General features: G+C 71.5%; 17 protein-coding genes and 2 pseudogenes. 15 read left to right on the top strand and 4 right to left on the bottom strand.

The annotated features are described in order from the left end of the window. Nucleotides 1-401 precede the first annotated feature (401 nt). The 8 genes and pseudogenes from ACMYLB_RS08580 (at nt 402) to ACMYLB_RS08545 (ending at nt 8,661) form a co-directional block, all read left to right on the top strand. Nucleotides 402-1,520: an ABC transporter permease gene (locus tag ACMYLB_RS08580; RefSeq protein ID WP_415910514.1), complete on the top strand. Its 1,119-nt coding sequence runs from the start codon at nt 402-404 to the stop codon at nt 1,518-1,520. Nucleotides 1,521-1,530: 10 nt separating this feature from the next. Next, complete coding sequence (locus ACMYLB_RS08575) at nt 1,531-2,481, top strand: substrate-binding domain-containing protein (RefSeq protein WP_415910513.1); 951 nt, start codon at nt 1,531-1,533, stop codon at nt 2,479-2,481. A 60-nt stretch (nt 2,482-2,541) separates the two neighbouring features. Next, a complete protein-coding gene (locus ACMYLB_RS08570; protein WP_415910512.1) occupies nt 2,542-3,792 on the top strand; it encodes a sugar ABC transporter ATP-binding protein in 1,251 nt (416 codons plus the stop codon). Next, nucleotides 3,705-4,034 carry an ATP-binding cassette domain-containing protein gene (locus ACMYLB_RS08565; RefSeq protein WP_415911053.1) on the top strand — a complete coding sequence of 110 codons (330 nt, stop codon included), beginning with the start codon at nt 3,705-3,707 and terminating at the stop codon, nt 4,032-4,034. Before ACMYLB_RS08570 ends, ACMYLB_RS08565 begins: the two co-directional genes overlap by 88 nt. Nucleotides 4,035-4,048: 14 nt before the next feature. Further along, nucleotides 4,049-4,834: an SDR family oxidoreductase gene (locus ACMYLB_RS08560; RefSeq protein ID WP_415910511.1), complete on the top strand. Its 786-nt coding sequence runs from the start codon at nt 4,049-4,051 to the stop codon at nt 4,832-4,834. A gap of 10 nt (nt 4,835-4,844) precedes the next feature. Next, nucleotides 4,845-6,175 (top strand): annotated as a pseudogene (locus ACMYLB_RS08555) (L-fuconate dehydratase). 13 nt (nt 6,176-6,188) lie between these two features. Continuing rightward, nucleotides 6,189-7,274: a Gfo/Idh/MocA family protein gene (locus tag ACMYLB_RS08550; RefSeq protein WP_415910510.1), complete on the top strand. Its 1,086-nt coding sequence runs from the start codon at nt 6,189-6,191 to the stop codon at nt 7,272-7,274. Between the two features lie 37 nt (nt 7,275-7,311). Continuing rightward, nucleotides 7,312-8,661 carry a glycoside-pentoside-hexuronide (GPH):cation symporter gene (locus ACMYLB_RS08545; protein ID WP_415910509.1) on the top strand — a complete coding sequence of 450 codons (1,350 nt, stop codon included), beginning with the start codon at nt 7,312-7,314 and terminating at the stop codon, nt 8,659-8,661. Nucleotides 8,662-8,686: 25 nt separating this feature from the next. Here the strand turns inward: ACMYLB_RS08545 and ACMYLB_RS08540 are convergent, their stop codons facing one another. From ACMYLB_RS08540 to ACMYLB_RS08525, 4 genes and pseudogenes are all read right to left on the bottom strand, one after another. Then, on the bottom strand, nt 8,687-9,706 hold the full coding sequence (locus tag ACMYLB_RS08540) for a zinc-binding alcohol dehydrogenase family protein (protein WP_415910508.1): 1,020 nt from the start codon (nt 9,704-9,706) through the stop codon (nt 8,687-8,689). Nucleotides 9,707-10,142: 436 nt separating this feature from the next. Continuing rightward, a pseudogene (locus tag ACMYLB_RS08535) lies at nt 10,143-10,973 on the bottom strand (glycoside hydrolase family 36 protein); the annotation flags it as partial. Continuing rightward, nucleotides 10,865-11,956 (bottom strand): hypothetical protein, encoded by a 1,092-nt coding sequence (locus ACMYLB_RS08530; RefSeq protein ID WP_415910507.1) that lies wholly within the window; start codon nt 11,954-11,956, stop codon nt 10,865-10,867. The gene ACMYLB_RS08530 and the pseudogene ACMYLB_RS08535, both read right to left, overlap by 109 nt. 115 nt (nt 11,957-12,071) lie before the next feature. Continuing rightward, on the bottom strand, nt 12,072-14,735 hold the full coding sequence (locus ACMYLB_RS08525) for a TonB-dependent siderophore receptor (protein ID WP_415910506.1): 2,664 nt from the start codon (nt 14,733-14,735) through the stop codon (nt 12,072-12,074). A 140-nt stretch (nt 14,736-14,875) separates the two neighbouring features. On the opposite strand from ACMYLB_RS08525, the gene ACMYLB_RS08520 reads away from it, so the two are divergent. The 7 genes from ACMYLB_RS08520 (at nt 14,876) to ACMYLB_RS08490 (ending at nt 23,335) form a co-directional block, all read left to right on the top strand. Then, nucleotides 14,876-16,261, top strand: coding sequence for a GDSL-type esterase/lipase family protein (locus ACMYLB_RS08520; RefSeq protein ID WP_415910505.1), 1,386 nt, complete (start codon nt 14,876-14,878; stop codon nt 16,259-16,261). Then, on the top strand, nt 16,225-16,482 hold the full coding sequence (locus tag ACMYLB_RS08515) for a hypothetical protein (RefSeq protein WP_415910504.1): 258 nt from the start codon (nt 16,225-16,227) through the stop codon (nt 16,480-16,482). The genes ACMYLB_RS08520 and ACMYLB_RS08515 overlap by 37 nt, the downstream gene beginning before the upstream one ends. A gap of 56 nt (nt 16,483-16,538) precedes the next feature. Then, on the top strand, nt 16,539-19,139 hold the full coding sequence (galA, locus tag ACMYLB_RS08510) for a beta-galactosidase GalA (RefSeq protein WP_415910503.1): 2,601 nt from the start codon (nt 16,539-16,541) through the stop codon (nt 19,137-19,139). Nucleotides 19,140-19,181: 42 nt separating this feature from the next. Further along, the gene (locus ACMYLB_RS08505; RefSeq protein ID WP_415910502.1) at nt 19,182-20,990 is read left to right on the top strand and encodes an FAD-dependent oxidoreductase; all 1,809 of its coding nucleotides are present in this window, start codon (nt 19,182-19,184) and stop codon (nt 20,988-20,990) included. A 2-nt stretch (nt 20,991-20,992) separates the two neighbouring features. Continuing rightward, nucleotides 20,993-21,400: an SGNH/GDSL hydrolase family protein gene (locus tag ACMYLB_RS08500; protein WP_415910501.1), complete on the top strand. Its 408-nt coding sequence runs from the start codon at nt 20,993-20,995 to the stop codon at nt 21,398-21,400. Between the two features lie 100 nt (nt 21,401-21,500). Then, nucleotides 21,501-22,238: a hypothetical protein gene (locus ACMYLB_RS08495; RefSeq protein ID WP_415910500.1), complete on the top strand. Its 738-nt coding sequence runs from the start codon at nt 21,501-21,503 to the stop codon at nt 22,236-22,238. A gap of 59 nt (nt 22,239-22,297) precedes the next feature. After that, nucleotides 22,298-23,335 carry a LacI family DNA-binding transcriptional regulator gene (locus ACMYLB_RS08490; RefSeq protein ID WP_415910499.1) on the top strand — a complete coding sequence of 346 codons (1,038 nt, stop codon included), beginning with the start codon at nt 22,298-22,300 and terminating at the stop codon, nt 23,333-23,335. Nucleotides 23,336-23,370: the final 35 nt, after the last annotated feature.

Genomic DNA, 23,370 nt, shown 5'->3' with positions numbered 1-23,370 from the left:
AGAGCCGACTTGTCGTGCCGATTGCCGCACACGTCGCACGCCCCTAACACTCCGCCTCACGAATAAGACACAGGCGCGCGCTCGCGCGCTTCCTGCCGCCTTGCCCACACGCCGGCCCCGGCGCACGCAGGCGTCGGGGCGAGGCCGCGACGAATGCCGCGGTTTTCCCGATGAACGGGCGCCAAGCGATCACGCTCGCGTGCGACCGCACCCGCGCACGTAGGTCGGCCCGGTCCGCGACGCGTCCCGGCGCCTCCGCGCTCCCACGCGGCGGCGGGAAAGCAAGCCCGCGGTCGCTCACCCTGTTGAGCGGGCGACGAAAATTTTTTCCCACTTCCTAGGCGAGACGTAGGTTTCGGTTGTCAGGGCGGGCGGGAACGTTTCCGTTGGACGTCTACCCCATGCTTGCCCGTCTGCGCCAAGCCCTGTTCATCCCGGAAAGCGGCCTGCTGCTCGTCGTCCTCGTGCTCGGCGCGGCGCTGTGGTTCTTCAGCGGCACCGTCCGCACGCCGAAGTTCGAACTCGGCCCCGACGGCTCGCGTCAGCGCGTCTTCACCACCAACGAGGCGGGCGAGCGCGTCCCCGCCTTCGTCGAACGCAACAAGTTCCTCAACGCGCAGAACCTCGCCCAGCTGGCCAAGGACACGAGCTTCATCGCCATCATGGCGGTCGGCATGTCGATCGTCATCATCGCGGGTGGCATCGACCTCTCCGTCGGCTCGATCTACGCGCTGGCATCCGTGCTCGGCGCGCTGGCCTTCCAGCAATTCGGCCCGGACGGCCCGCACGCCGGCGCCTCGCCGTTCACCGGCGTCATGCTCGGCTCGCTGGCCTGCGTGGGCACGGCTGCGGCCTGCGGCCTCGTCAACGGCGGCCTCATCGTCGCGCTGCGCGTGCACCCCTTCATCATCACCCTGGGAGCCATGGCCATCCTGCGCGGCGTCGCCTTCGTGGTGACGCGCGGTCAGTCGGTCGGCGGGTTTCCGCCGGCGTTCCGCGAGCTCGTGCGCTTCGAGGTCGGCAACGGCCTCAGCTTGGTCCCGCTCGCGGTCATGCTGCTCGTGCTCGTCGCCGGCGGGATCTTCCTCGGCCGCCTCGCCGCCGGCCGCCGCGTCTACGCCGTCGGCGGCAACGAGCTGGCGGCGCGCTTCTCCGGCATCCGCGTCGAGCGCGTGAAGCTCGGCATCTACCTGCTCTCGGGCCTGTGCGCGGGCATCGCCGCGCTGCTCTCGCTCGGCTACTACGGCGCCGCCACCTCGGGCGACGGCCAGGGCTACGAGCTGAACGTCATCGCCGCCGCCGTCGTCGGCGGCGCCAGCCTCACCGGCGGCAAGGGCACCGCCCTCGGCGCCGTCCTCGGCGCGCTCGTCATCCAGATGATCTCCTCCGGCATCGTCATCCTCGGCATCGACCAGAACTACAGCCAGATCATCATCGGCGTGGTCGTGGTCGCGGCCGTCGTGCTCGACAACGTCAACCACTGGCTCGCCCGCCGCCGACAGGCGCGGGCCGCCGCCTGATTTCCTCCCCATGAAACTCCCCACCACGTTCCTGTTCGCCTCGCTGCTCGCCGTCGCCGCGAGCGCCGCCCCGCGCACAATCACCCTCGGCCTCGTCGCCAAGTCCCAGGGCAACCCCGTCTTCCAGGCCGCTCGCGTCGGTGCCGAGGACGCCGCGGCCGATCTCGGCAAAAAACTCGGCCTCACGATCAAGATCGACTGGCGCACGCCGAACGAGGAGGACGCCCAGAAGCAGGCCGAAGCCATCGAGCAGCTCGTCCTCGCCGGCGCCGAAGGCATCGCCGTTTCCTGCTCCGACGCCAACAAGCTCACCGACGCCATCAATTCCGCCGTGGCCAACGGCGTGCCGGTCGTCACCTTCGACTCCGACGCGCCGGCATCGAAGCGCTTCGCCACCTACGGCATCGACGACCTCGAGTGCGGCCAGCAGACGATGGAGGAGTTGGCCCGCGTCCTCGGCGGCAAGGGCATCGTCGCCGTCCTCGCCGGCAACCAGAACGCCCCGAACCTCCAGCGCCGCGTCGCCGGCGTCCGCGAAGCCGCGAAAAAATACCCCGGCATCACCATCCGCGACGTCTATTACCACAAGGAGACCCCGCAGGACGCCGCCGCCAAGGTCGAGCAGGTCATGCAGGCCAACCCCGACATCACCGGCTGGGCCATGATCGGCGGCTGGGCGCTCTTCACCGAAAACGCCCTGAAGTGGCAGCCCGGCACCGTGCAATGCGTCTCCGTCGACGCCCTGCCCGCCCAGCTCAACTACATCCGTTCCGGCCACGTCCCGGTGCTCCTCGGCCAGCAGTGCTACCAGTGGGGCTACCGCTCCGTCGGCCTGCTGATCGACAAGATCGTCCTCAAGAAAGACCCGCCCGCCGTGAAGGAGATCAGCGCGCTGGTCCCGGTCTCGAAGGACAATCTCGACGACTACGCCAAGAACTGGGCCAAGTGGCTGCGCAAGTGAGCGAATTCAGTGACGAACGACGTGGCGCGCCTCGCGCCACGTAATACTTCTCCCCGCTCCGTGCCCCACCTCGAGTTCCACGCCGTCACCAAGCGCTTCCCGGGCGTGCGCGCCCTGGACGGCGTGAGCCTCGGCGTCGAGCGCGGCTCCTGCCACGCCCTCATCGGCGAGAACGGCGCCGGCAAGAGCACGCTGGGAAAGATCCTCGCCGGCGTCTACACCGCCGACGAGGGCGAGATCCGCCTCGACGGCCGCGTCATCCGCCCCGACTCGCCGCTGGCCGCCCGCGCCCTCGGCATCGCGATGGTGCACCAGGAGCTCGCGTTCTGCCCCAACCTCTCCATCGCGGAGAACCTCTGCCTCGGCGACCTGCCGCGCAACCGCCTCGGCTGGGTCGACCGCGCCGCCCTCCGCGCCCGCGCGCGCGCGATGCTCGAGTCGATCCACGCCGACCTCGATCCCGACCGTCTCATCGGCACGCTCTCCACCGGCCAGGAACAACTCGTCCAGATCGCCGCCGCCGTCGGCACCGGCGCGCAGATCATCGTCATGGACGAGCCGACCAGCTCGCTCTCCGCCGGCGAGACGAAGGAGCTTTTCGCGCTCGTGCGGAAGCTCCAGGCCCGCGGCCTCACCCTCATCTACGTCTCGCACCGCATGGAGGAGCTGTTCGCGCTGTGCGACCACATCTCCGTCCTCCGCGACGGCCGCCACGTCGCCACCGGCCGCATCGCCGACACGACGCCCCAGCAGGTCGTCACGCAGATGATCGGCCGCGAGCTGCGCGTGCAGGAGCCGCGGCACCTGCACCAGCCGCGCGGCCCGCGCCGGCTCGCCGTCGAGCGCCTGGCGCACCCGTCGCGTTTCCGCGACGTCAGCTTCGAACTCCACGCCGGCGAGATCGTCGGCCTCGCCGGCCTCGTTGGCGCCGGCCGCAGCGAGGTCGCCCAAGCGCTGCTCGGGCTCGACCCCGACGCCACCGGCCGCCTGCGCCTCGGCGAAAACGAAATCGAGGTCGGCTCGATCGACGCCTCGCTCCGCGCCGGCCTCGGCCTGCTGCCGGAGGACCGCAAGCGCCAGGGTCTCGTGCTCGGGCTGAATTGCCGCGAGAACAACTCCCTCGCCTCCTCCCCGCCCTCAGCCGCGCCGGCTGGATGCGCCGCGGCGAGGAGCGCAGCGTCGCCCGGCGCTTCGCGGAGCGGCTCAAGCTCAAGGCGCCCTCGATCGAGACCGGCGTCGGCACTCTCAGCGGCGGCAACCAGCAGAAGGTGGCGTTGGCCAAGTGGCTCACGCGCGACTGCTCCGTGCTGATCGTCGACGAGCCCACGCGCGGCATCGACGTCGGCGCCAAGGCGGAGATCTACCAGCTGCTCGACGAGCTCGCGAGCGAGGGCAAGGCCATCCTCATGATCTCCTCCGAGCTGCCCGAGCTCCTCGGCCTCTGCGGCCGCATCCTCGTGATGCGCGGCGGCGCGCTCGTCGGCGAGGTGCCGCGCGCGGAGTTCAGCGAGGCGCGCCTGATGCAGCTCATGGCCGGCGTCGCGGCCGCCTGACCAATCCCTTTCCCATGAATCTGGAACTCACCGGCAAAGTTGTCCTGGTCTCCGGCGGCGCCAAAGGCATTGGCGAAGCCATCACGCGCACGTTCGCCGCCGAAGGCGCCATCCCCTGCATCCTCGGCCGCAACCCCGCCGAGTCCGACCGGCTCGTCGCCGAGCTCCGCGCCGCCGGCCGGCAGGCCGACGCCTTCGCCTGCGAGCTGACGCGCGAGGAGGACGTCCGCGCCGCCGTCGCCGCCGCGCTGGCGAAATACGGCCGCATCGACGGCGTGGTGAACAACGCCGGCGTCAACGACGGCGTCGGCCTGCGCGCGCCCGTCGCCGACTTCCGCGCCTCGCTGGAGAAGAACATCGTCCACTGCTTCGTCCTCGTGCAGGCCTGCCTCGACCAGCTGATCGCGCACCGCGGCTTCGTCATCAACATCGGCACCAAGTGCGCCACCACCGGCCAGGGCGGCACCAGCGGCTACGTCGCCGCCAAGGGCGCGATGGACGCGCTCACCCGCGAGTGGGCGCTCGACCTCGCCCCGCACGGCGTGCGCGTGAACTGCGTCATCCCCGCCGAGGTCATGACGCCCCTCTACGAACGCTGGCTGGCCAAGCGCCCCGATCCCGCCGCCGCGCGCGCGCGCATCGAGGCGACGATCCCCTTCGGCCAGCGCATTACCACGGCGCAGGAGATCGCCAGCACCGTCGTCTTCACCGCCTCGCCGCGCGCCTCGCACACCACCGGCCAGATCCTCTACGTCGACGGCGGCTACACCCACCTCGACCGCGCCTGCACCGCCCGCTGACCCGACCGCCATGTCTCACTCCGGCAAGATCACCGACCTGCGCGTCCTCGACGTGCGGTTCCCCACCTCGCTCTCGCTCGACGGCTCCGACGCGATGAATCCCGACCCGGATTACTCCGCCGCCTACGTCGTGCTCACCACCGACCGCGGCGACGGCGTCGAGGGCCACGGCCTCACCTTCACCATCGGCCGCGGCAACGACATTGTCGCGGTCGCGATCGAGGCGCTCCGCCCCTCGTCGTCGGGCAACCGCTCGCGGCGTTCACGGAGGCGCCCGGCGCGTTCTGGAAGCATCTCACCGGCGACTCGCAGCTGCGCTGGATCGGGCCCGAGAAGGGCGTGATCCACCTCGCCACCGCCGCGGTCGTGAACGCGCTCTGGGACCTCTGGGCCAAGCTCGAGCGCAAGCCGCTCTGGAAGCTCCTCGCCGACCTCACGCCCGCGCAGATCGTCGAGCTGGTCGACTGGCGCTACCTCACCGACGCGCTCACGCCCGACGAGGCGCGCGCGATGCTCGAGCGGCTCGCGCCCACCCGCGCCGCGCGCGAGGCCGAGATGCTCCGCGACGGCTACCCGGCCTACACGACCTCCGCCGGCTGGCTCGGCTATCCCGACGAGAAGATCCGCCGCCTCTGCCGCGAGGGCCTCGCCGAGGGCTTCACCCATTTCAAGATGAAGGTCGGCGCCGACCGCGCCGACGACCTGCGCCGCGCCGCGATCTTCCGCGAGGTGCTCGGCCCCGACCGCGGCTTCATGATCGACGCCAACCAGCGCTGGGATGTCGGTCAGGCCATCGAGTGGACGCGGGCCCTGGCGCCTTTCCGCCCGCTCTGGATCGAGGAACCGACCTCGCCCGACGACGTCCTCGGCCACGCCGCCATCGCGCGCGCGCTCGAGCCGCTCGGCATCGGCGTCGCCACCGGCGAGCACTGCCAGAATCGCATCGTCTTCAAGCAGCTCCTCCAGGCCCGCGCGATCCGCTACTGCCAGATCGACTCCTGCCGCCTCGGCGGCGTGAACGAGGTCGTGGCCGTGCTCCTGCTCGCGGCGAAGTTCGGCGTGCCGGTCTGCCCGCACGCCGGCGGCGTCGGCCTGTGCGAATACGTGCAGCACGAGTCGATCTTCGACTACATCTGCGTCAGCGGCTCGCTCGAGGGCCGCATCACGGAGTTCGTCGACCACCTCCACGAACACTTCCTCGACCCCTGCGTCGTCCGCCACGGCCGTTACCAGGCGCCGCGCGCCCCGGGCACCAGCATCACGATGCGGCCCGACTCGCTCGCCGCCCACACCTTCCCTCACGGCCGCGTCTGGCAGGAGCTGCGGGCCCAACAACGCTGAGCGCGTTCCTCCCATGAAAAAACTCGGTCTCGGCGTCCTCGGCCTCGGCGAGGGCCGCAGCATCATCTCGGCGGGCGTGCACAGTTCACTGTGGGACGTCGCCGCGCTCTGCGACCTCAACGAGGCGCTCGGCCGCGAGCGCTGCGCGGAGTTTGCCCTGCCCGCCTCGCTCTACACCCGCGACTACGCGGCGCTGCTCGCCAACCCCGCCGTCGACGTCGTCGGCATCTACACGCCCGACCATCTCCACGCCGACCACGTCATCGCCGCGCTGCGCGCCGGCAAGCACGTCGTCTGCACCAAGCCGTTTCTCCACGACCTCAGCCGCGCCGCCGAGGTGCGCGCCGCCGCGGCCGCCTCCGGCCGGCGGGTGATGGTCGGCCAGAGCTCGCGCTTCTTCGCGCCGTTCACCCGCCAGCGCGAGCACTTCGAGGCCGGCGTGTTCGGCGCGCTCAACTCCGTCGAGGCCTACTACAACGCCGACCACCGCTGGTTCCTGGCCAAGGGCTGGGCCAAGACGGACGCGTTCAAGTGGCTCTACGGCGGCCTCAGCCACCCGGTCGACTTCATCCGCTGGTATCTGCCGGACGTCGAGGAGGTCATGGGCTACTCGCGCCTGAGCGAGAACGGCGCGCAGCTCGGCCTCGTGCACGCGGACACGTTCCACTTCATCTACAAGTCCCGCTCCGGCCCCATCGCGCGCGTCAGCGGCACCTACACCAGCCCGGTCACGCCGAACACGCGCGACAGCAACATGAGCTGCGTGCTGCGCGGCGCGCTCGGCGCCGGCCAGGCGGACTACTACGAGCTGCGCTACGCCTGGAAGACCGACACGCAGTCGGTGGTCGAGACGTTCGAGGACAAGGACGACTACTACTTCCGCTTCGGCGGCCACTCGCACCACGCCGGCGAATACCAGAACTACATCGAGTATTTCGCCCGCTGCCTCGCCGACGGCCGCAAGCCCACGCCGGATGTCGACGAGGGCATCGTCACCGTCGCGCTGATGCAGGCGATGGAGGAATCCTGCGCCAGCGGCGGTCCGGTGAAGCTGCGCGACGTGCTCGCGCGCCACGGCCTCGAGGCGCTGACGCCGTAGCGCGCCGCCCGTTTCCCTCGCTCCACCCCACTACCCCTTGAGCAAGACCTCCGCTTCCACGCGGCTCAGCTACGCGGCCAGCGACGTAGCCGGGCAGCTGCTGTTCTGCTGGATCATGTGGTATCTGCCGTATTTCTATACGGACACCTACGGCATTCCCGCAGCCACCGTCGGCACCATCCTCCTCGTCGCCCGCTGGGTCGACGCCATCGACGCCCCGGTGTGGGGGCTGATCTTCGACCGCACGCGCAGCCGGTGGGGCAAGAGCCGCCCGTGGTTCCTCTGGCTCTCGGGGCCGTTCGCGGTCTTCGGCGTCCTCACCTTCCTCACGCCGGAGCTGAGCCACGGCGCGAAGGTCGCCTACGCGGCGGTCACCTACATCGTCTCGAACATCCTCTACACCGGCATCAACACGCCGGTGACGTCGATCCTCTCCGCGCTCACGGCCGATCCGCGCGAGCGCGTCACCCTCACCATGTTCCGCATGGTCGGCTCCAAGCTCGGCGTGCTGATCGTCAACCTCACCGGCCTCGAGCTCGTGCGGCGCCTCGGCGCGGGCGACGACCGTCGCGGCTTCATGATCGCCGTGCCGCTCTTCGCCGCGGCCTCGCTCGCGCTCTTCCTCACCGCCTTCCGCCACCTGCGCGAGACCGTGCCGGTCGAGACCCAGCCCGTCCCGCTCCGCGGCACATTCGGCGCGCTGCGCGGGAACTGGCCGTGGTGGATCATCTTCGCGAGCAGTTTCCTGTTCTGGATCGGCTTCATCTCGCGCGTCACCGTCGCCCCGCACTTTCTCGAATACGTGCTGCACCGCCCCGACCTGCTCAAGCTGGCCAACGGCCTCGACTTCGCCTCGCTCGCCACGGCGCTGCTGCTGCCGTGGTTCTGCCGCCGGGCGTCGAAGACCACGGTCTGGGCGCTCGGTCTCGCCGGCATGGTGCTCGGGCAGCTCGTCGTCTATGTCGGGCTGCGCCACGGCGCCTCGATCCCGCTGATCCTGACCGGCTGGACGCTCGGCTTCGTCGCCAGCGGCGCGGCGATGGCGATGCCGTTTTCCGTGCTCTCCGACAGCGTCGACTACGGCGAATGGAAGACCGGCGTCCGCGCCGCGGGCCTGCTCACCGCCGTCGGCGCCGCCTTCTGCCTCAAAGCCGGCGCCGGACTCGGCGGGGCGCTGCCGATGTGGCTGCTCGACGCCGCCGGCTACGTGCCCAAGGCGACGCAGACCGCCGCCGCGCAGGACGCCATCGTCTTCGGCATCGTCTGGCTGCCCGCGCTGGCCTTCGCCCTCGCGCTGCTGCCGGTGCTCTTCTACGGCCGCTTCGAGCGCCTCGAGCCGCGGATCGCGGCGGAGCTCGCGCAGCGGCGCGGCGCCGCCGCCAGGTAGGTCGCGGCCGCCCGCTCCCTCCGGCTCAGGGAAACTCGACCTGGATCTTCGTGAACGCCGCAGGCTGCGCCGCCCAGTCGCGCATCGCCGCGGGCGCGGCGTCGATCGCAGCCACGCGCGTGATCGCCGCGGTCACCGGAAAGCGCTTCGCCTGGAGATGCGCGATCACGGCGGCGAAGTCCTCGCGCGTCGCGTTGCGCGAGCCGAACACGTCGAGTTCCTTCTGCACGAAGAGCTTCGTCTCGTATTCGACCGGCGCCTTGGCGTAGCCGATGTAGACGACGCGGCCGGCGAAGCCGACCTCCTCGACCGCGGCGCGGAACGTCTGCGGCAGGCCGATCGCCTCGACGATCACCTCCGGACCGTGGCCGTCGGTGAGCGCCTGGAGCCGCTCGTGGAGATTCTCCGTCGCGGTGTTGATCGTCTCCGTCGCGCCGGCCGCCCGCGCCAGCGCAAGCTTCTGCGCGTCGAGATCCACCGCGATCACCCGTGCCCCGCGCGCGGACGCGCCCGCGATCGCGCCGAGGCCGATCGCGCCGCAGCCGAGCACGGCGACGACGTCGCGCGCCGTCACCCGCCCGCGCGCGACGGCATGGAAGCCGACCGTCAGCGGTTCCACCATCGCCAGCTCGGCGAAATCGAGTCCCGGGGCGGTGAGCAGCTTTTCCGTCGGCACGCAGATGAACTCCGCCAGGCCGCCCTCGCGCTGGACGCCGAGCGTCTGGTTGTAGCGGCAGCAGTTCAGCCGGTTCTGCCGGCACGCCGAGCACTTCCCGCACGCCGTGTAGGGCACGATCAGCACCGGCGTGCCTGGCGCGGGCGCCCCCGCGGTATCGGCTCCGATCGCGTCGACCACGCCGCCCAGCTCGTGGCCGGGCACGCGCGGATACGACACCAGCGGATTCGCGCCGCGGAAGGTGCTCAGGTCCGAGCCGCAGTAGCCGCCGCGGCGGACGCGCACGCGCACCTCGCCGCGCTGCGGCTCGGGCGGCGGGAGTTCGATCAGGCGCACGTCGCCGGGCGCGGTGATTTGCAGGGCTTTCATGGCGGGCGAAAAGGACGGCGCCAACCTGACCGCGCCCGCCGGGCACTGCACGCCAAATGCACGCACAAGACACGCTCGCCGCGCGCTCAGCGCCCGGCGACGAGCAGCGCCACGCCGCCGGTCCAGGCGCCGGCCGCGTTCCAGCGCAGCGTCCCCGCCTCGATCGCGAACACCGGTTCCGGCTGCGCGACGCTGCGCTGCACGCGCCACGCCGCTCCCGGGGCAGCGCGAGCGACAGCGGCGTTTCCGCCGCCGCAAACACGTGCCACACCACCAGCAGCCGAAGCCCATCGGGCGCTGCGATCGCTACGATCTGGTGGCCGGTCGGATGCGCCAGCGACTCGCCGCCGGCGCGCTGGCAGCGGAAGACGCCGTCGCGAATCAGCGGTGCGACCTCGCGATAGAGGGCGATCGCGGCGCGGACCTGCTGCCACGCCTCGGAGCGAAGCACGGCGACGTCACCCGAGAGGCACATGCGGCCGAGGAAGGTCGCGGCCAGCGAGTAGCTCAAGCGGGCGGGGCTGTCGTCCGCCCGCAGCACCGCCCAGATCTGTTTCTGGGCGGACCAAACCAGCCGGTTGAGATTCGCCGCGAGCAGCGGAATGTCCGGCGTCTCGTGCGCGTCGGAGAACGAGCTCATGGCCGCCAGCGCCATCATCGACGGCTCGAGGCGGTGGCCGCCGGAGGAGCAGTTCTCGATCACGAGGTCCGGCAACTCGCGACGTAGCCGCACGAAGAATCGCTGCACGCCGGCCAGATGCTCGCGGAGATTTTCCCCGGGCGAAAGCGGGCCGTCGACGCCGGGGCCGATCGAGTCGTTGCAGTCGACCTTGAGGTAGCCGAAGCCGTCGTCGCGCAGCCGCGCGATCACGCGCTCCGCCAGGAAATCGTGCACCCAGGGGTCGCGGAAATCCCAGAAGCGCCGCGCGCCGACCTGCAGCACGGCGCCGTCGCGGTGGAGCTGGTGCGCCGTCTCGTGCCAGGCGGCCGAGCCGGGGTTCACCGCCTCGAACTCGAACCATAGTCCGGGCACGAGTCCGCGCGCGCGGATCGCCTCCGTGGTCGCCCGCAGCCCGCCGGGAAACGCGCGGCGGTTCACGCGCCAGTCGCCGTTCTGCTGGAACTGGTCGCCGGGGCGCTCCGCCCAGCCGTCGTCGATCACGAGGTAGCGCACGCCGCTGCCGGCCAGCCGCGCGGCGAGCGCGACGAGCGAGTCGTGCGTCGGGTGCCCCCAGGAGGTGCACCATTCGTTGAAGACGACGGGCAGCTCGGTCTCCCCGCCGGGAGCGGCTCCGCCCGCGCGCGCGCCGCCGCGACCAGGCGGTCGCAAACCGCGTCGATCCCGCCGGCGGCGACGGTGAGGAACGCCGGCGGTGCCGCGACGCTCGCCCCGGGCGCGAGCGTGTGCCGCCATTCGCCCGTCAGGCGATCGGGACCGCCGCCGCTGAGCGCGAGCTGGTCCGCGCGCCGGCAGATCTCCAGCTGCCACGTGCCCGGCGTCGCCAGCTGCGCCGCCCACGTCACGCCGGCGGCGCGATCCTCGACCGCCACGAAGGGGAACCAGCCATTGACCGGCAGCGAGCCGACCGCGCCGAAGCGCTCGCTGCGCACGCCGTGACCGGTCCACGAGCGCTCGAGGTGCAATGATTCGACGCTGCGCTCGTCATGCCGCCCCTCCGCGCTCCACGCGCTGCGGAAGCGATGCACATGCAGGCGGCCGGGAGCGTCATCGGCCGCGAAGGGCGTGAGGCCGCCGAGCGAGAAGGCGCTGAGGTAGTCGAGCGTCAGCGGCTGCGCGGTGGGGTTCTCCGCCGTGACGCGCACGCCGACCACGCCGCCCCGGGGATCGACCGTCAACTCGTGACGGCAGACGAGGCCGCACGACGCGGCGAGGATCGTCGTCAGCACGACCGCGCCGCCCTCGTCGCGGCGGCGGTGCTCGCGCACGGCGAGGCTCGCCGTGGTCGCGCTGTGGCGCAGGGTGCGGCCGTTGGCGAAGCCGCCGGGCAGGACGTCGCCGCTGACATGCGCGTGCACCAGCGGATCGACCTCCCACGCCGGCGTGCGATTCCACGGCGCGGGCAACTGCGTGATCGCCGGCGCCTCCAGCCACTCGCGCGGCGCGACGACCTCGTTGGCCTTCGCGAGCGGCAGCAGCATCAGGCCCCACGCCTCGGGCCGGTCGGCGGGAGCGACGTAGCGCACGAGCAGGTCACCCACGGGGTATTCGGCGCGGACGAGGATCGGCATGGCAGGTTTCAGGGAAAGCTAACTCGCCCCGTTGGGCGAACTGGGGGCCATTCAAAGCAAGGCGGCGAAAGTCGCGAGACTTTCGCCGCCGGGGAATTTCGGGAGCGAGCGGCGCTCAGAAGCGCGTGGTGGCCGAGAAGGTCAGCGTGCGCGGGTTCGACCAGGTGCGGCCGCCGGCGGAGTAGAGCTTGTCGGTCACGTTCTCGACGTTGAGCTGGAGGTCGACGGCGCGGCCGGCCAGCGTCACGCGCTGCCCGATCGCGGCATCGAACACGGTCCAGCCCGGCAGGACGGTTCCCCAGGAGGAATTGCTGGCCAGCGGCATGACGGAGGTCTGGTAGCGGACGCCGAGGCCGAGCCAGAGGTCCTTCAGCTTGCCCTCGGTGAAGGCGTATTTCTGCCAGACGCGCAGCGTGTCGTCCGGGGTGTTGTCGAGCGGGCGGCCGTTGAGGATCGAATAGTCGATCATGGCCTGGGCGGTGGCGGCGGTGCCGGTGAGCGGCTTGGAAAGCGTGAGCTTGTTGGTCCAGAGGTGGCTGGCCTCGAAGGTCATCGTGTAGTTGCGATTCGGCATCCAGGTGAAGCCGAGCTCGATGCCGGCGGAGGTGTTGCCGTCGATGGTGCGGTTCCACTGGACCTTGGCGGTCTGCGCGAGGTTCTGCGTGGCCGGGTTGGGATCGACCGCCGTGCCCTGATTGCGCGGATCGTTGGCCGTGCGCTCGTTGTCGACGATGACGGTGTTGTGGCGAGTGAGCTCGAAGACGCCGACGCGGCCGATGAGGCGGCGGTCGAAGAACTCGACCTTGAGGCCCGCCTCGCGGCCGCGGCCCTCGAGATCGGGCACGGGATTGGCGGCGCGCTCCTCGGCCGTCACGAGCGAGGTGAAGCCGGAGGCGGCGTTGATGAGCGAGCCGGCGGGCACGGCCTCCGTGCCCACGTTCTGGCTCACGTAGAGGTTGACGCCCGGGAACGGCTCATAGACGAGGCCGACGGTGTAGGAATCCGTGGTGGTCTGGTCCGAGTGGAGGAAGCGCTGCAGGCGGGCGCGATTGCGGTCGAGGTTCCAGGAATCCTGCTGGATGCGCGTGTTGCGGTAGCCGCCGAAGACCGTGATGCGGTCCTTCCAGAAGCTGCCGCTGTAGGCGGCGTAACCGGCCTCGGGGTAGATGCGCGAGTAACTCTGCGCGGTGACGCCCGGGGCCAGGGTCTCGTCGGCCCAGGTGAGGATCGACTCGTAGTTCGGCACCGTGTGGACGCGCGGGTCGAAGTAGTTGAGGATGTTCGCGCCGGTCAGGCTGGCGGGCGAGCCGGCGACGTTGGGCGAGGCGGCGACGGCGGCGAGGCCGTTGAAGTTGAAGGTCGGGTTGACGGACCAAGCCTGGTTGTAGGAGGCCTCGTAGCCGGCGAGGAACTTGTGGTTCACCTTGAAGAGTTCCTTCGTGAACACGGCCTCGAGCTTGCCCGTCAGGGGAATTTCCTCGCGCTTGGTGGCAGTGGTGGTGGCGGAGAGCAGCGGCGTGCTGCCGTCCGGGTAGCGGCGGAGCGCGTTGCTGAAGAAGGTCGTGTAGCTGTGCTGGTCGGCCCAGCGGCCGACGGCGCGGACCTCGAGCCAGTCGGTGACCATCAGGTTGGCCTCGCCTTCGACGAGGTCGTATTTCGTGGAGAAGGAGTCGTGCTCGCCGAAGTGGTTGGCGTCGTTGCCGCTCGCCCAGTCGCCGGCGGTGAAGCTCTCGCCCTCGCCGAGGGAGCGCCAGCGGCCGTCGACGTTGAACTTGTCGAGGCGCCAGTTGGCGAAGGCGCGGCCGATGCGCGTGCGGTATTCCGCCACGGTGTAGGGAATGCCGGCCAGGGCGCCGGTGCGGCTCTTGCCGAGATCGAGCAGGGCCTGCGAGGGATTGTCGTAGTCCGCCTGGTAGGCCGCGGTGGACTGCATGGAGTTGCTCACCATGTTGCCGCGCAGGTCGCGGTGGGCGTATTCGAGGCGGGTGGTGAGTTTGTTGAAGGGACGCCACGTCACCTGCGGGTTGACGAAGAACGTGGTCGAGTTGCTGAAGTCGCGCCAGGTGTTGTCGTCGCTGTATTGCGCGATTAGGCGGTAGGCGACCTTGTCCTTGTAGATCGGGCCGGTCAGGTCGGCGCGGAACTGGTAGCTGTCGTTCGAGTCGACGCGGACGCCGAACTTGTAGGCCGGCGTGAACTGGGGCTTGAGGGTGACGAGGTTCATCACGCCGCCGAGAGTCGAGCCGCCGATGAACACCGACATGGGGCCGCGCGCGACTTCGACGCGGTCGACGTTTTCCGTGCCGAAGCCGAACTTCATCGGCAGGCCGTTGCGCTGGCTGAGGTTGATCGGCTGGCCGCGGATGCGGGTGCGCAGCGGCTCGCCGCCGGTGACGGCGCCGACGGTCGGGTCGATGCCCGCCGAGTTGCGCGTGCCGCCGTCCATGCCGCCCTGGTCGGTGGTGAAAGCGGCCTGGTAGTTCGCGACGCCATTGAAGCCGAAGCCGCCCGTGTCCTCGAGAAACTGGGCGGTGACGACGTTGATCGCGAGCGGGATCTTGGAAAGCTCGGTGGCGAAGCCGGTCGTCGCGACGGACTTGTCGGCCACGTAGGCGGAGTCGCGGCGGCTGCGCACTTCGAAGACGGAAAGTTGCACGACCTTGTCGCCTTCCGGCGGCGTGGTCGTCGTCGACGGCGCCGTTTGCGCGGTCAGGCACGGAACGCTGGCCAGCAAGCCGGCGGCGGCGAGGACCCGGGAGCCATAGCGGGAGATGTTCATTGTCAGGGGATGAGGTGGATTGAGGTTAGGTGACCTCCGCAAGCGCGCAGCGTCACGCGGCAACACTCCCGCCGGCACGGGCCGACGAGGGAGAGCGGACGGGGCGGGACAGCACACGGGGTTGACGGGGTTGCCTGCGTATGGCCCCCGAGGCCGCGCGGGAAAACCGCCCCGTTACTGAAATCGCTCAGCTCCGCCGGCGCGCCGCGCTGAACGATTTCGGCATCGCCTCGCTCGTGCCACCTGCTCTCCTCCCGGGACGCTCCGCCATGCACTGCGCGCCGCGCCTCCCCTTCCGCCGCTGGCTCGCCGGCGCGCTGCTCGCCCTGCTTAGCGCGGGCGCCGCCGCCGGCGCCCCGGTGCGCCTCATGGCCGTAGGCGACTCGATCACGGCGGGCGCCGACTTCTTCTCCTGCTACCGCTATCCGCTGTGGGAAAAACTCTTTGCCGCCGGCTACGTGGTGGAGTTCGTCGGCACGCAATCCAGCGCCACCCGCGTCGGCCCGCTCGCCCACGAGGGTTACGGCGGCAAGAACACCGAGTTTCTCGCCGCGACCGTTCCGGCGCATTTCCGCGAACACCCCGCCGACATCGTGCTGCTGCACAGCGGACACAACCACACCGTCGAGGAGAAACCCGTCCCCGGCATCGTCGCCGCGACGGAGCAGCTGATCACGGCGTTCCGCGCCGCCAATCCGCGCGTCACCGTGCTGCTCGCCCAGGTGATCCCCGCCGGCAAGCTGCCGAAGTATTCCTATCTCCCCGAGCTGAACGCCGCCCTCGCCGCCCTCGCCCACCGCCTGGACCGGCCGGACCAGCGCGTCGTCCTGGTCGACCAGGCGAGCGGCTTCGATTGGACGACCGACACCGTCGCCGACAAGGTCCACCCGAACGCCCGCGGCGCGGAGAAGATGGCGGAGGCGTGGTTCCAGGCGCTGCGGCGCGTCCTGCCGCAGCCCGCGCGTGAATTCGCGCCCCGGCGCATGATCTACCGCCAGGTCGGCGACGCGGCGCTGGAATTGCACGTGTTCGCGCCCCCGGCGGGCGCTCCTTCCGCGCCCGCGCGCGGCCGGCCCGCCGTCGTGTTCTTCTACGGCGGCGGCTGGACGCATGGCACTCCGCTCCAGTTCTACCCGGAATGCGCATGGCTCGCCGAACGCGGCCTCTTGGCGATCAGCGCCGACTACCGCATCGCCTCCGCCCACGGCGCGACGCCCTTCGAAAGCGCCGACGACGCGCGCGCCGCAATCCGCTGGGTGCGCGACCACGCCCGCGAACTCGGCGTCGACCCCGCGCGCATCGCGGCCGCGGGCGCCTCGGCCGGCGGACAACTCGCCGCCATCACCGCACTCAGCCGCGCGCCGGACGACCGCGCCCCTCGCCGCCGAACGCGCTGCTGCTGTGGTATCCCGTGCTCGACACCGGCCCCGACGGCTACGGCCACGCGCTCTTCGGCGCGCGCGCCGCCGAACTCTCGCCGCTCGCCCTCGTGCAGGCCGCCCCCGCCCGGCTGCCGCCGACCTTGATCCTCATCGGCGACGCCGACAGCGCCACGCCGCCCGCCACCGTGCGCGCGTTCGCCGACGCGGCGCGCGGGGCGCAGCCGCGCTGCGAGGTCGTCCTCTTCCCCGGCGGGCGGCACCCGCTCTACGCCTATCGCGACGGCGGCGAGCCAGCCCGCAGCCAGACCCTGGCGGCGGCGGAGCGCTTCCTCGCCTCGCTCGGCTGGCTCGATCCGGTTCACTGAGCGATTTCAGTGCGCGGCGATTCGCCCTGCCCAAGGCGGGTGGAGACAGTGGCGTCATGTCACCCCGTCCGCGGTGGATGCGCCGCGTTTTTCTCCCCGCGCTGATGCTCGGCATCGCGGCGACCAGTTTCGCCGCCCGCGAGCGCCTGCGGCTGGATTTCGGGTGGAAATTTCATCTCGGCGACCCGGCCGGCGTCGATCCGTCCCTCTTCGCCTATCCCGAAGTCGACGCGCTTGAACGCACCGCCCGCGCCCACCTCGACGAGGAGCCCCGGCTGGCCCCGCTCCGCCGCAGCGCCGCCGACATCAACGCTGCGCCGCCCGTCGCCTGCGCGCAACCGGACTTCGACGACCGCGGCTGGCGCACGCTCGACCTCCCGCACGACTGGGCGGTCGAGCTGCCGTTCAACCCGAAGGCGCTCCGCAATCACGGCTACAAGAACATGGGCGCCGGCGTCGGCGCGCAGAATTCCTGGGAGGCCCTCGAGATGGGCCAGAGCGCGCAGGCCCTCGGCGGCGTTACCGGCAACACCATCGGCTGGTATCGGCGCAGCTTCGACCTGCCGGCGGGCGACGCGGGCGGCGCCCTCTGGGTCGAGTTCGACGGCGTGTATCGCAACTGCCTCGTCTGGTTCAACGGCCGCTGCCTCGGCCGCAACGTCAGCGGTTACAGCAGCTTCAAGTTCGATCTCGCGCCCTACGCCCGCTTCGGCGGCCGCAACACCCTCGTCGTCCGCGTCGACGCCACGCGCACCGAAGGCTGGTTCTACGAGGGCGCCGGCATCTACCGCCACGCCTGGCTGGTGAAGACGCCGCCGCTGCACGTGGCGCACTGGGGCACTTTCGTATCGACCACGCTCGCCCCCGACGGCGCCGCGACCGTCCACGCGCAGACCACCCTCCGCAACGACGGCGCGCACCTCGCCCGCGGCGTGCTCGTCTCGCGCGTGCTCGACCCCACCGGCCGGCCCGTGGGCGAGACGACCTCCGCCGAGTTCACGCTCGCCCCGGGCACCGAAACGGAAGTCGCCCAGTCGCTGCCGGTCCCGGCCCCGCAGCTCTGGTCGCCCGAGACGCCGCACCTCTACCGCCTCGTTTCCGAAGTGCGTCCGGTCGACGCGGCCGCATCGAGCGCGTCCGTCTCCGCCGCGCTCGACCTTTACGAGACGACCTTCGGCATCCGCACGATCCGCTTCGATCCCGCGCAGGGCTTCCTGCTCAACGGCAGGAAATACGTCATCCGCGGCGTGGGCGTGCATCAGGACCACGCCGGCGTCGGCTCCGCCGTGCCCGACGCCGTGCAGGAGTTCCGCATCCGTCGCTTGAAGGAAATGGGCGCGAATACCTACCGCACCGCCCACCACCCGCACTCGCCCGCCATCCTCGAAGCGTGCGATCGCCTCGGCCTGCTCGTCGTCGACGAGAACCGCCGCTTCGACACCACGCCCGAGACGCTCAGTCAGGTCGAGCGGCTCATCCGCCGCGACCGCAACCACCCGAGCGTCGTCCTCTGGTCGCTCGGCAACGAGGAGTTCCGCGACCGGATGCAGGGGGAGCCGTGGGGCGAGCCGATCGCGCGCACCATCCAGGCGCTCGTGAAGCGCCTCGACCCCACGCGCCCGACGATGATGCCGATGAACGGCGACTGGGGAAAAGGCTTCTCGCACATCGTCGACGTGATGGGGTTCAATTACCTCAAGCTCGGCGACGTCGACAAATTCCACGCCGATTTCCCGCACATCCCCGCGATCAGCAGCGAGGAATCGTCGGCGGTGTCGACCCGCGGCATCTACAGCGACGACCGCGTCCGCGCCTACGTGGCCGCCTACGCCGACAAGGTCCCGTCGTGGGGCTCGCGCAACGACCAGTGGCTGCCCTTCTTCGAGGCGCGGCCCTGGGTGGCCGGCGTGCTGATGTGGGCCGCCTTCGACTGGCGCGGCGAGCAATGGCCCTACGACTGGCCGGCGATCAACTGCCAGTTCGGCGTCATGGACACCTGCGGTTTCGCCAAGGACAGTTTCTATTTTCTCCAGGCCTGGTGGTCCGGCCGCGACGTGCTGCACCTGCTGCCACACTGGAACTGGGCCGTGCGCGACCAGGAGCCGATCGCCGTCCGCGCCTACACCAACGCCGACGAGGTCGAGCTGTTCCTCAACGACCAGAGCCTCGGCCGCAAATCCGTGCCGCGCGGCGGCTACGTCGAGTGGCCCGTCGCCTACCAGGCCGGCACGCTGCGCGCCGAGGGCTACCGCGCGGGCCAGCGCGTCAGCTCCGCGAAAGTGGAAACCACCGGCCCGTCCGCCGCGCTCGTGCTCACGCCCGACCGCGCGACGCTGCGCGGCGACGGCGAGGACTGCGCCCTCGTCACCGTCTCCGCCCGCGACGCCGAGGGTCGCACCGTGCCGACGGCCGGCGACGCCGTGGAGTTCGAACTCAGCGGCCCGGGCCGGATCATCGGTGTCGGCAACGGCGACCCGTCCTGCCACGAGCCCGACCAGGGCCGCCGCCGCAGCCTCTTCAACGGCTACGCACAGGTGATCGTGCAAACCACGCAGGCCGCCGGCCCGATCGTCCTCACCGCGCGCGCGCCGGGCCTGCCGCCGGCGCGTTTCACGCTCACCGCGGCGCCGGCCGCGCCGCGCCCGGCCGTGCCCTGAGCCCCCTCCCTCTACTTTCGTCCCCTTCGTTTTCATTTCTCGATGACCCGTCACGAAATTCACACCGACTTCGTTGTCGTCGGCGGCGGCCTGGCCGGCGTCTGCGCCGCGATCGCCGCCGCGCGCAACGGCGCCCGGGTCGTCCTCGTCCAGGACCGCTCCGTCCTCGGCGGCAACGCCTCCAGCGAGGTCCGCATGCACGTTGTCGGCGCCGACGTCCACGGCCGCCGCCCCGGCGCGCGCGAGACCGGCTTGATCGAGGAATTCCGCCTCGAGGACGCCTGCCGCAATCCGCACCGCAGCTACTCGCAGTGGGACCTGCTCCTCTACGAGAAGGTCGTCGCCGAACCGAACATCACCCTGCTGCTCGACACCGTCTGCACCGGCTGCGTCACCGCGGACAGCGGCGACGGCCCGCGCCGCATCGTCGCGCTCGACGCGGTCCGGCACTCGACCGAGGACGCCTTCACGCTGCACGCCCCGGTCTTTGCCGACTGCTCCGGCGACGGCCGCCTCGGCGCCGAGGCCGGCGCCCTCTTCACCGTCGGCCGCGAGGCCAAGGCCGACTACGGCGAGCCGCTCGCCCTCGACGTCGCCGACCGCCAGACGCTCGGCAGCTCGATCATGTTCACCGCGCGGCGCCACGAGCGCCCGCAGCCCTTCCTTGCCCCGGCCTGGGCCCGGAAGTTCCAGAAGCACGAGTTCCGCCTCCGCCCGATCGAGGGCTTCGAATACGGCTACTGGTGGGCCGAATGGGGCGGCCAGCTCGACACGCTGAAGGACAACGCCGCCATCCGCCACGAGCTGCTGCGGATCGCGCTCGGCATTTGGGACTACGTGAAGAACTCCGGCGAGCATCCCGACTCCGCCCACTGGGCGCTCGACTGGGTCGGCACCGTGCCCGGCAAGCGCGAGTCGCGCCGCTTCCTCGGTCCCCACGTGCTCACGCAGCAGGACCTCGAGGCGGCGCGCGAGTTTCCCGACACCGTCGCCTACGGCGGCTGGCCGCTCGACCTCCATCCGCCGAGCGGCATCGACGCGATCGACGAGGCGCCGTGCCGCCACGTGCACCTCAAGCACCTCTACCCGATCCCGCTGCGCGCGCTCTGCTCGCGCAACGTCGGCAACCTGCTCTTTGCCGGCCGCAACATCAGCGCCACCCACGTCGCCTTCGCCAGCACCCGGGTCATGGCCACCTGCGCCGTCATGGGCCAGGCCGTCGGCACCGCCGCCGCGCTCTGCGCCGCCGCGGCGCCGCGCTCGCTCGCGGCGCATTTCACCGGCGCCGAGGCCGCGCGGCTCCAGCAGGCGCTCCTGCGCGACGACGCCTTCCTGCCCGGCTGCCGCAACGCCGATCCGCGCGATCTCGCCCGCCACGCCGCGATCAGCGCCTCCGACGCCACCGCCCGCGGCGCGGCGGCGCAGGTCATCGACGGCGTCACGCGCGAATTCTTCCCCGGCCTCGGCCCGTGGGCCGACGGGGCCACCCACCGCTGGGAATCCGCCACCCTGCCCGCCTGGATCGAGCTGGCCTGGCCCGAGCCGCGGGAGATCGCCGAAATCCACCTCACCTTCGACTCCGGCCTGCAGCGCGAGCTGACCCTGAGCGCCAGCGACGCCACCACGCGCAAGATCGTCCGCGGCCCGCAGCCCGAGCTGGTCCGCGACTACGCGCTGCAGCTCGACGACGCCCCCGCGCTCGCCGTGACGGACAACTACCTGCGCAAGCGCGTGCATCGCCTCGCCCGCCCCGTCACCGCCCGCCGGCTGCGCCTGACGGTGCACGCGACGCACGGCGTCGACCACGCTCGCGTGTTCGAAATCCGCGCCTACGGTCCCCGGGAATCGTGAACATGCCGCGTCTCGTCCGTCTCTCCGCCCTCGTCCTCAGCCTCCTCCTCGGCACGGCGACGACGCACGCGCTCGACGCGTCGCACCCGCGCGGAGGCTGCCCGCACGTCGCGGCCACCGCGGCCGCCACGGGCGAGCTCCGCGTCGTTTTTCTCGGCGGCAGCATCACCGCCGCCGAGGGCTGGCGGACGCTGACGACCGAGCGGCTGCGCCAGCTTTTCCCGGACGCGAAAATCGTCGCGACCGACGCCGGCCTGCCCGGCACCGGCTCCGATCTCGGCGCCTGCCGCGTCGAGCGCGACGTGCTGCGCCACCGACCCGACCTCGTCTTCGTCGAGTTCGCCGTCAACGACGCCAGCACGCCCCCGACCGCGTCGAGCAGACCGTCGAGGGCATCGTGCGGCAGGTGAAGCGCGCCCGGCCCGGCGCCGACCTCTGCTTCCTCTACACGATCTCGACGCCCGGCCTGCCCGATCTCGAGGCCGGCCGCTTCCTCCGGCCGCCGCGGCCATGGAGCGCGTCGCGGCGCACTACGGCATCCCGTCGCTGCACCTCGGGGTCGCGGTCGTCCAGGCCGTCGCTGCGGGCCGCATGGTCTTCAAGGGCACCCCGGCGGACGGCGAGCGGGCGTTCTCGCTCGACGGCGTCCATCCGACCGCCGCGGGACACCGCCTCTACTTCGCGCAGATCGCTCCGTTCCTGCCCGCCCTCTTCCGCGGCCCCGCCCCGGCCGCCGCGCCCCTGCCGCCCGCGCGGCAAGCCGCCAACTGGGAACGCGCCGGCCTGCAGGAGATCGCCCCCGCGCTCCTCCGCGGCGAGTGGACGCCGGTCGCGGCCGACGACGCGAACCTGCGCGGCGTGACGAAGGCGCTGCTGCCGCCGACGTGGCGCACGGCGACGCCGGGCGCGGCGCTCGAGGCCGAGTTCACCGGCACCCGCTTCGGCCTGCTCGGCATCGCCTCGCCCGACAACGGCGAGTTCATCGTCACCATCGACGCCTTGCCGCCGGAGCGCGCGACCTTCTTCGACGCCTACGCCAGCCCCACGTTCTGCCGCGTGACCAAGTGGTTTTCCGCCCGCGAACTGCCGCCCGGCCGGCATCGCGTGCGCATCGAGCTGGGCGCCGCCCCGCTCGACAAGGCCGCGATCAAGGCCCGCGCGGGCAAGACGCTCGAACCCGCCGCCGCCTACGCTCCGCAGCGCCTGACGCTCAGCGGGCTGCTGACGGTCGACACCGCGACGCCATGAGTGCCGCCCGCACTGCGTCATTGCCCCGCGGCGGCGCCGCGACTGAATTCGTTCAGCCCATGACGCCTCCCCGCCGCTGCACGATCAAGGACATCGCCGCTCACGCCGGCGTCGCGGTCTCCACGGTCTCCTACGCCCTGCGCAACCACCCGAGCATCCCCGCCGCCACGTGCCGGCGCATCCAGGCCGTGGGCGAGAAGCTTGGCTACCGCCCCGATCCGCAGATCTCCGCGCTGATGGCGCACATCGGCCGCGGCCGCGCCGTGCCGTCGTCCGGCCGCATCGCCCTGGTGTGGATGCAGGGACGGCGCGCGGCGACGCGCTCGGAGGGCTTCTTCGTGCAGATGCGCGACGGCGCGGCGGCGCGCGCCCAGCTGCGCGGCTACCACCTCGAGGAATTCTGGCCCGACGAGGACCGCCTCAGCGGCGCGCGCCTTTCCGGCATCCTCCGCGCCCGCGGCATCCAGAGCGTGATCTTCTCGCCCAGCATCGAGGGCGTCGCCGCCGATTACGCCCTGGGCTGGGAGCATTTCGCCTGCGTCGTGCTCGGCCACGCCCGCTGGCCGGTGGAGCTGCACCGCGTCGCGCACGACCACTACCACGCCGTCTGCGAGTGCCTGCAGCGCATGACGGCCGCGGGCGTCCGCTCGCCCGCCATTGTCCTCACCGAGGAGATCAACCAGCGCACCGACAGCGCGGTGAAGGCCGCGTTCATGACCCATCACCCCACCGAGGCCCGCGCGCGCGGCCTGATCTACGCGCTCGACCAGCGCGGCGCGCGGTCGTTCTCCAGCTGGCTGCGCACGCACGAGCCCGACGGCGTGCTGCTGCTGCGCCGCGAGATGTGGGACGAGATCGAGTCGCCCCGGCTGCGCGAGCTCCGGGCGGCCGGCCGGGTCTGGTGCGCCAACTGGCAGGCCGACGACCCGCTGGCGCTGCCCGGCATCCAGCAGCGCTACGACCTCGCCGCCCGCGCCGCGGTCGACCTCGTCACCGGCCTCGAGCAAAGCCGCAGCCTCGGCCTGCCCGACCACCCGCAATGCGTGCAGATCCGCGGCGACTGGCGCGAGCACGGCGCCGCCGTCGGGCGGCGCTGAACAGTTTCAATGCCGCGGTCCTTTGCCCGCGCCCT

This window comes from Oleiharenicola sp. Vm1, assembly GCF_047777955.1.
Taxonomy (GTDB): Bacteria; Verrucomicrobiota; Verrucomicrobiia; order Opitutales; family Opitutaceae; genus Didemnitutus.
The sequence above is the reverse complement of the archived record's forward strand: the minus strand, read 5'-3'. Positions and strand labels throughout refer to the sequence as shown.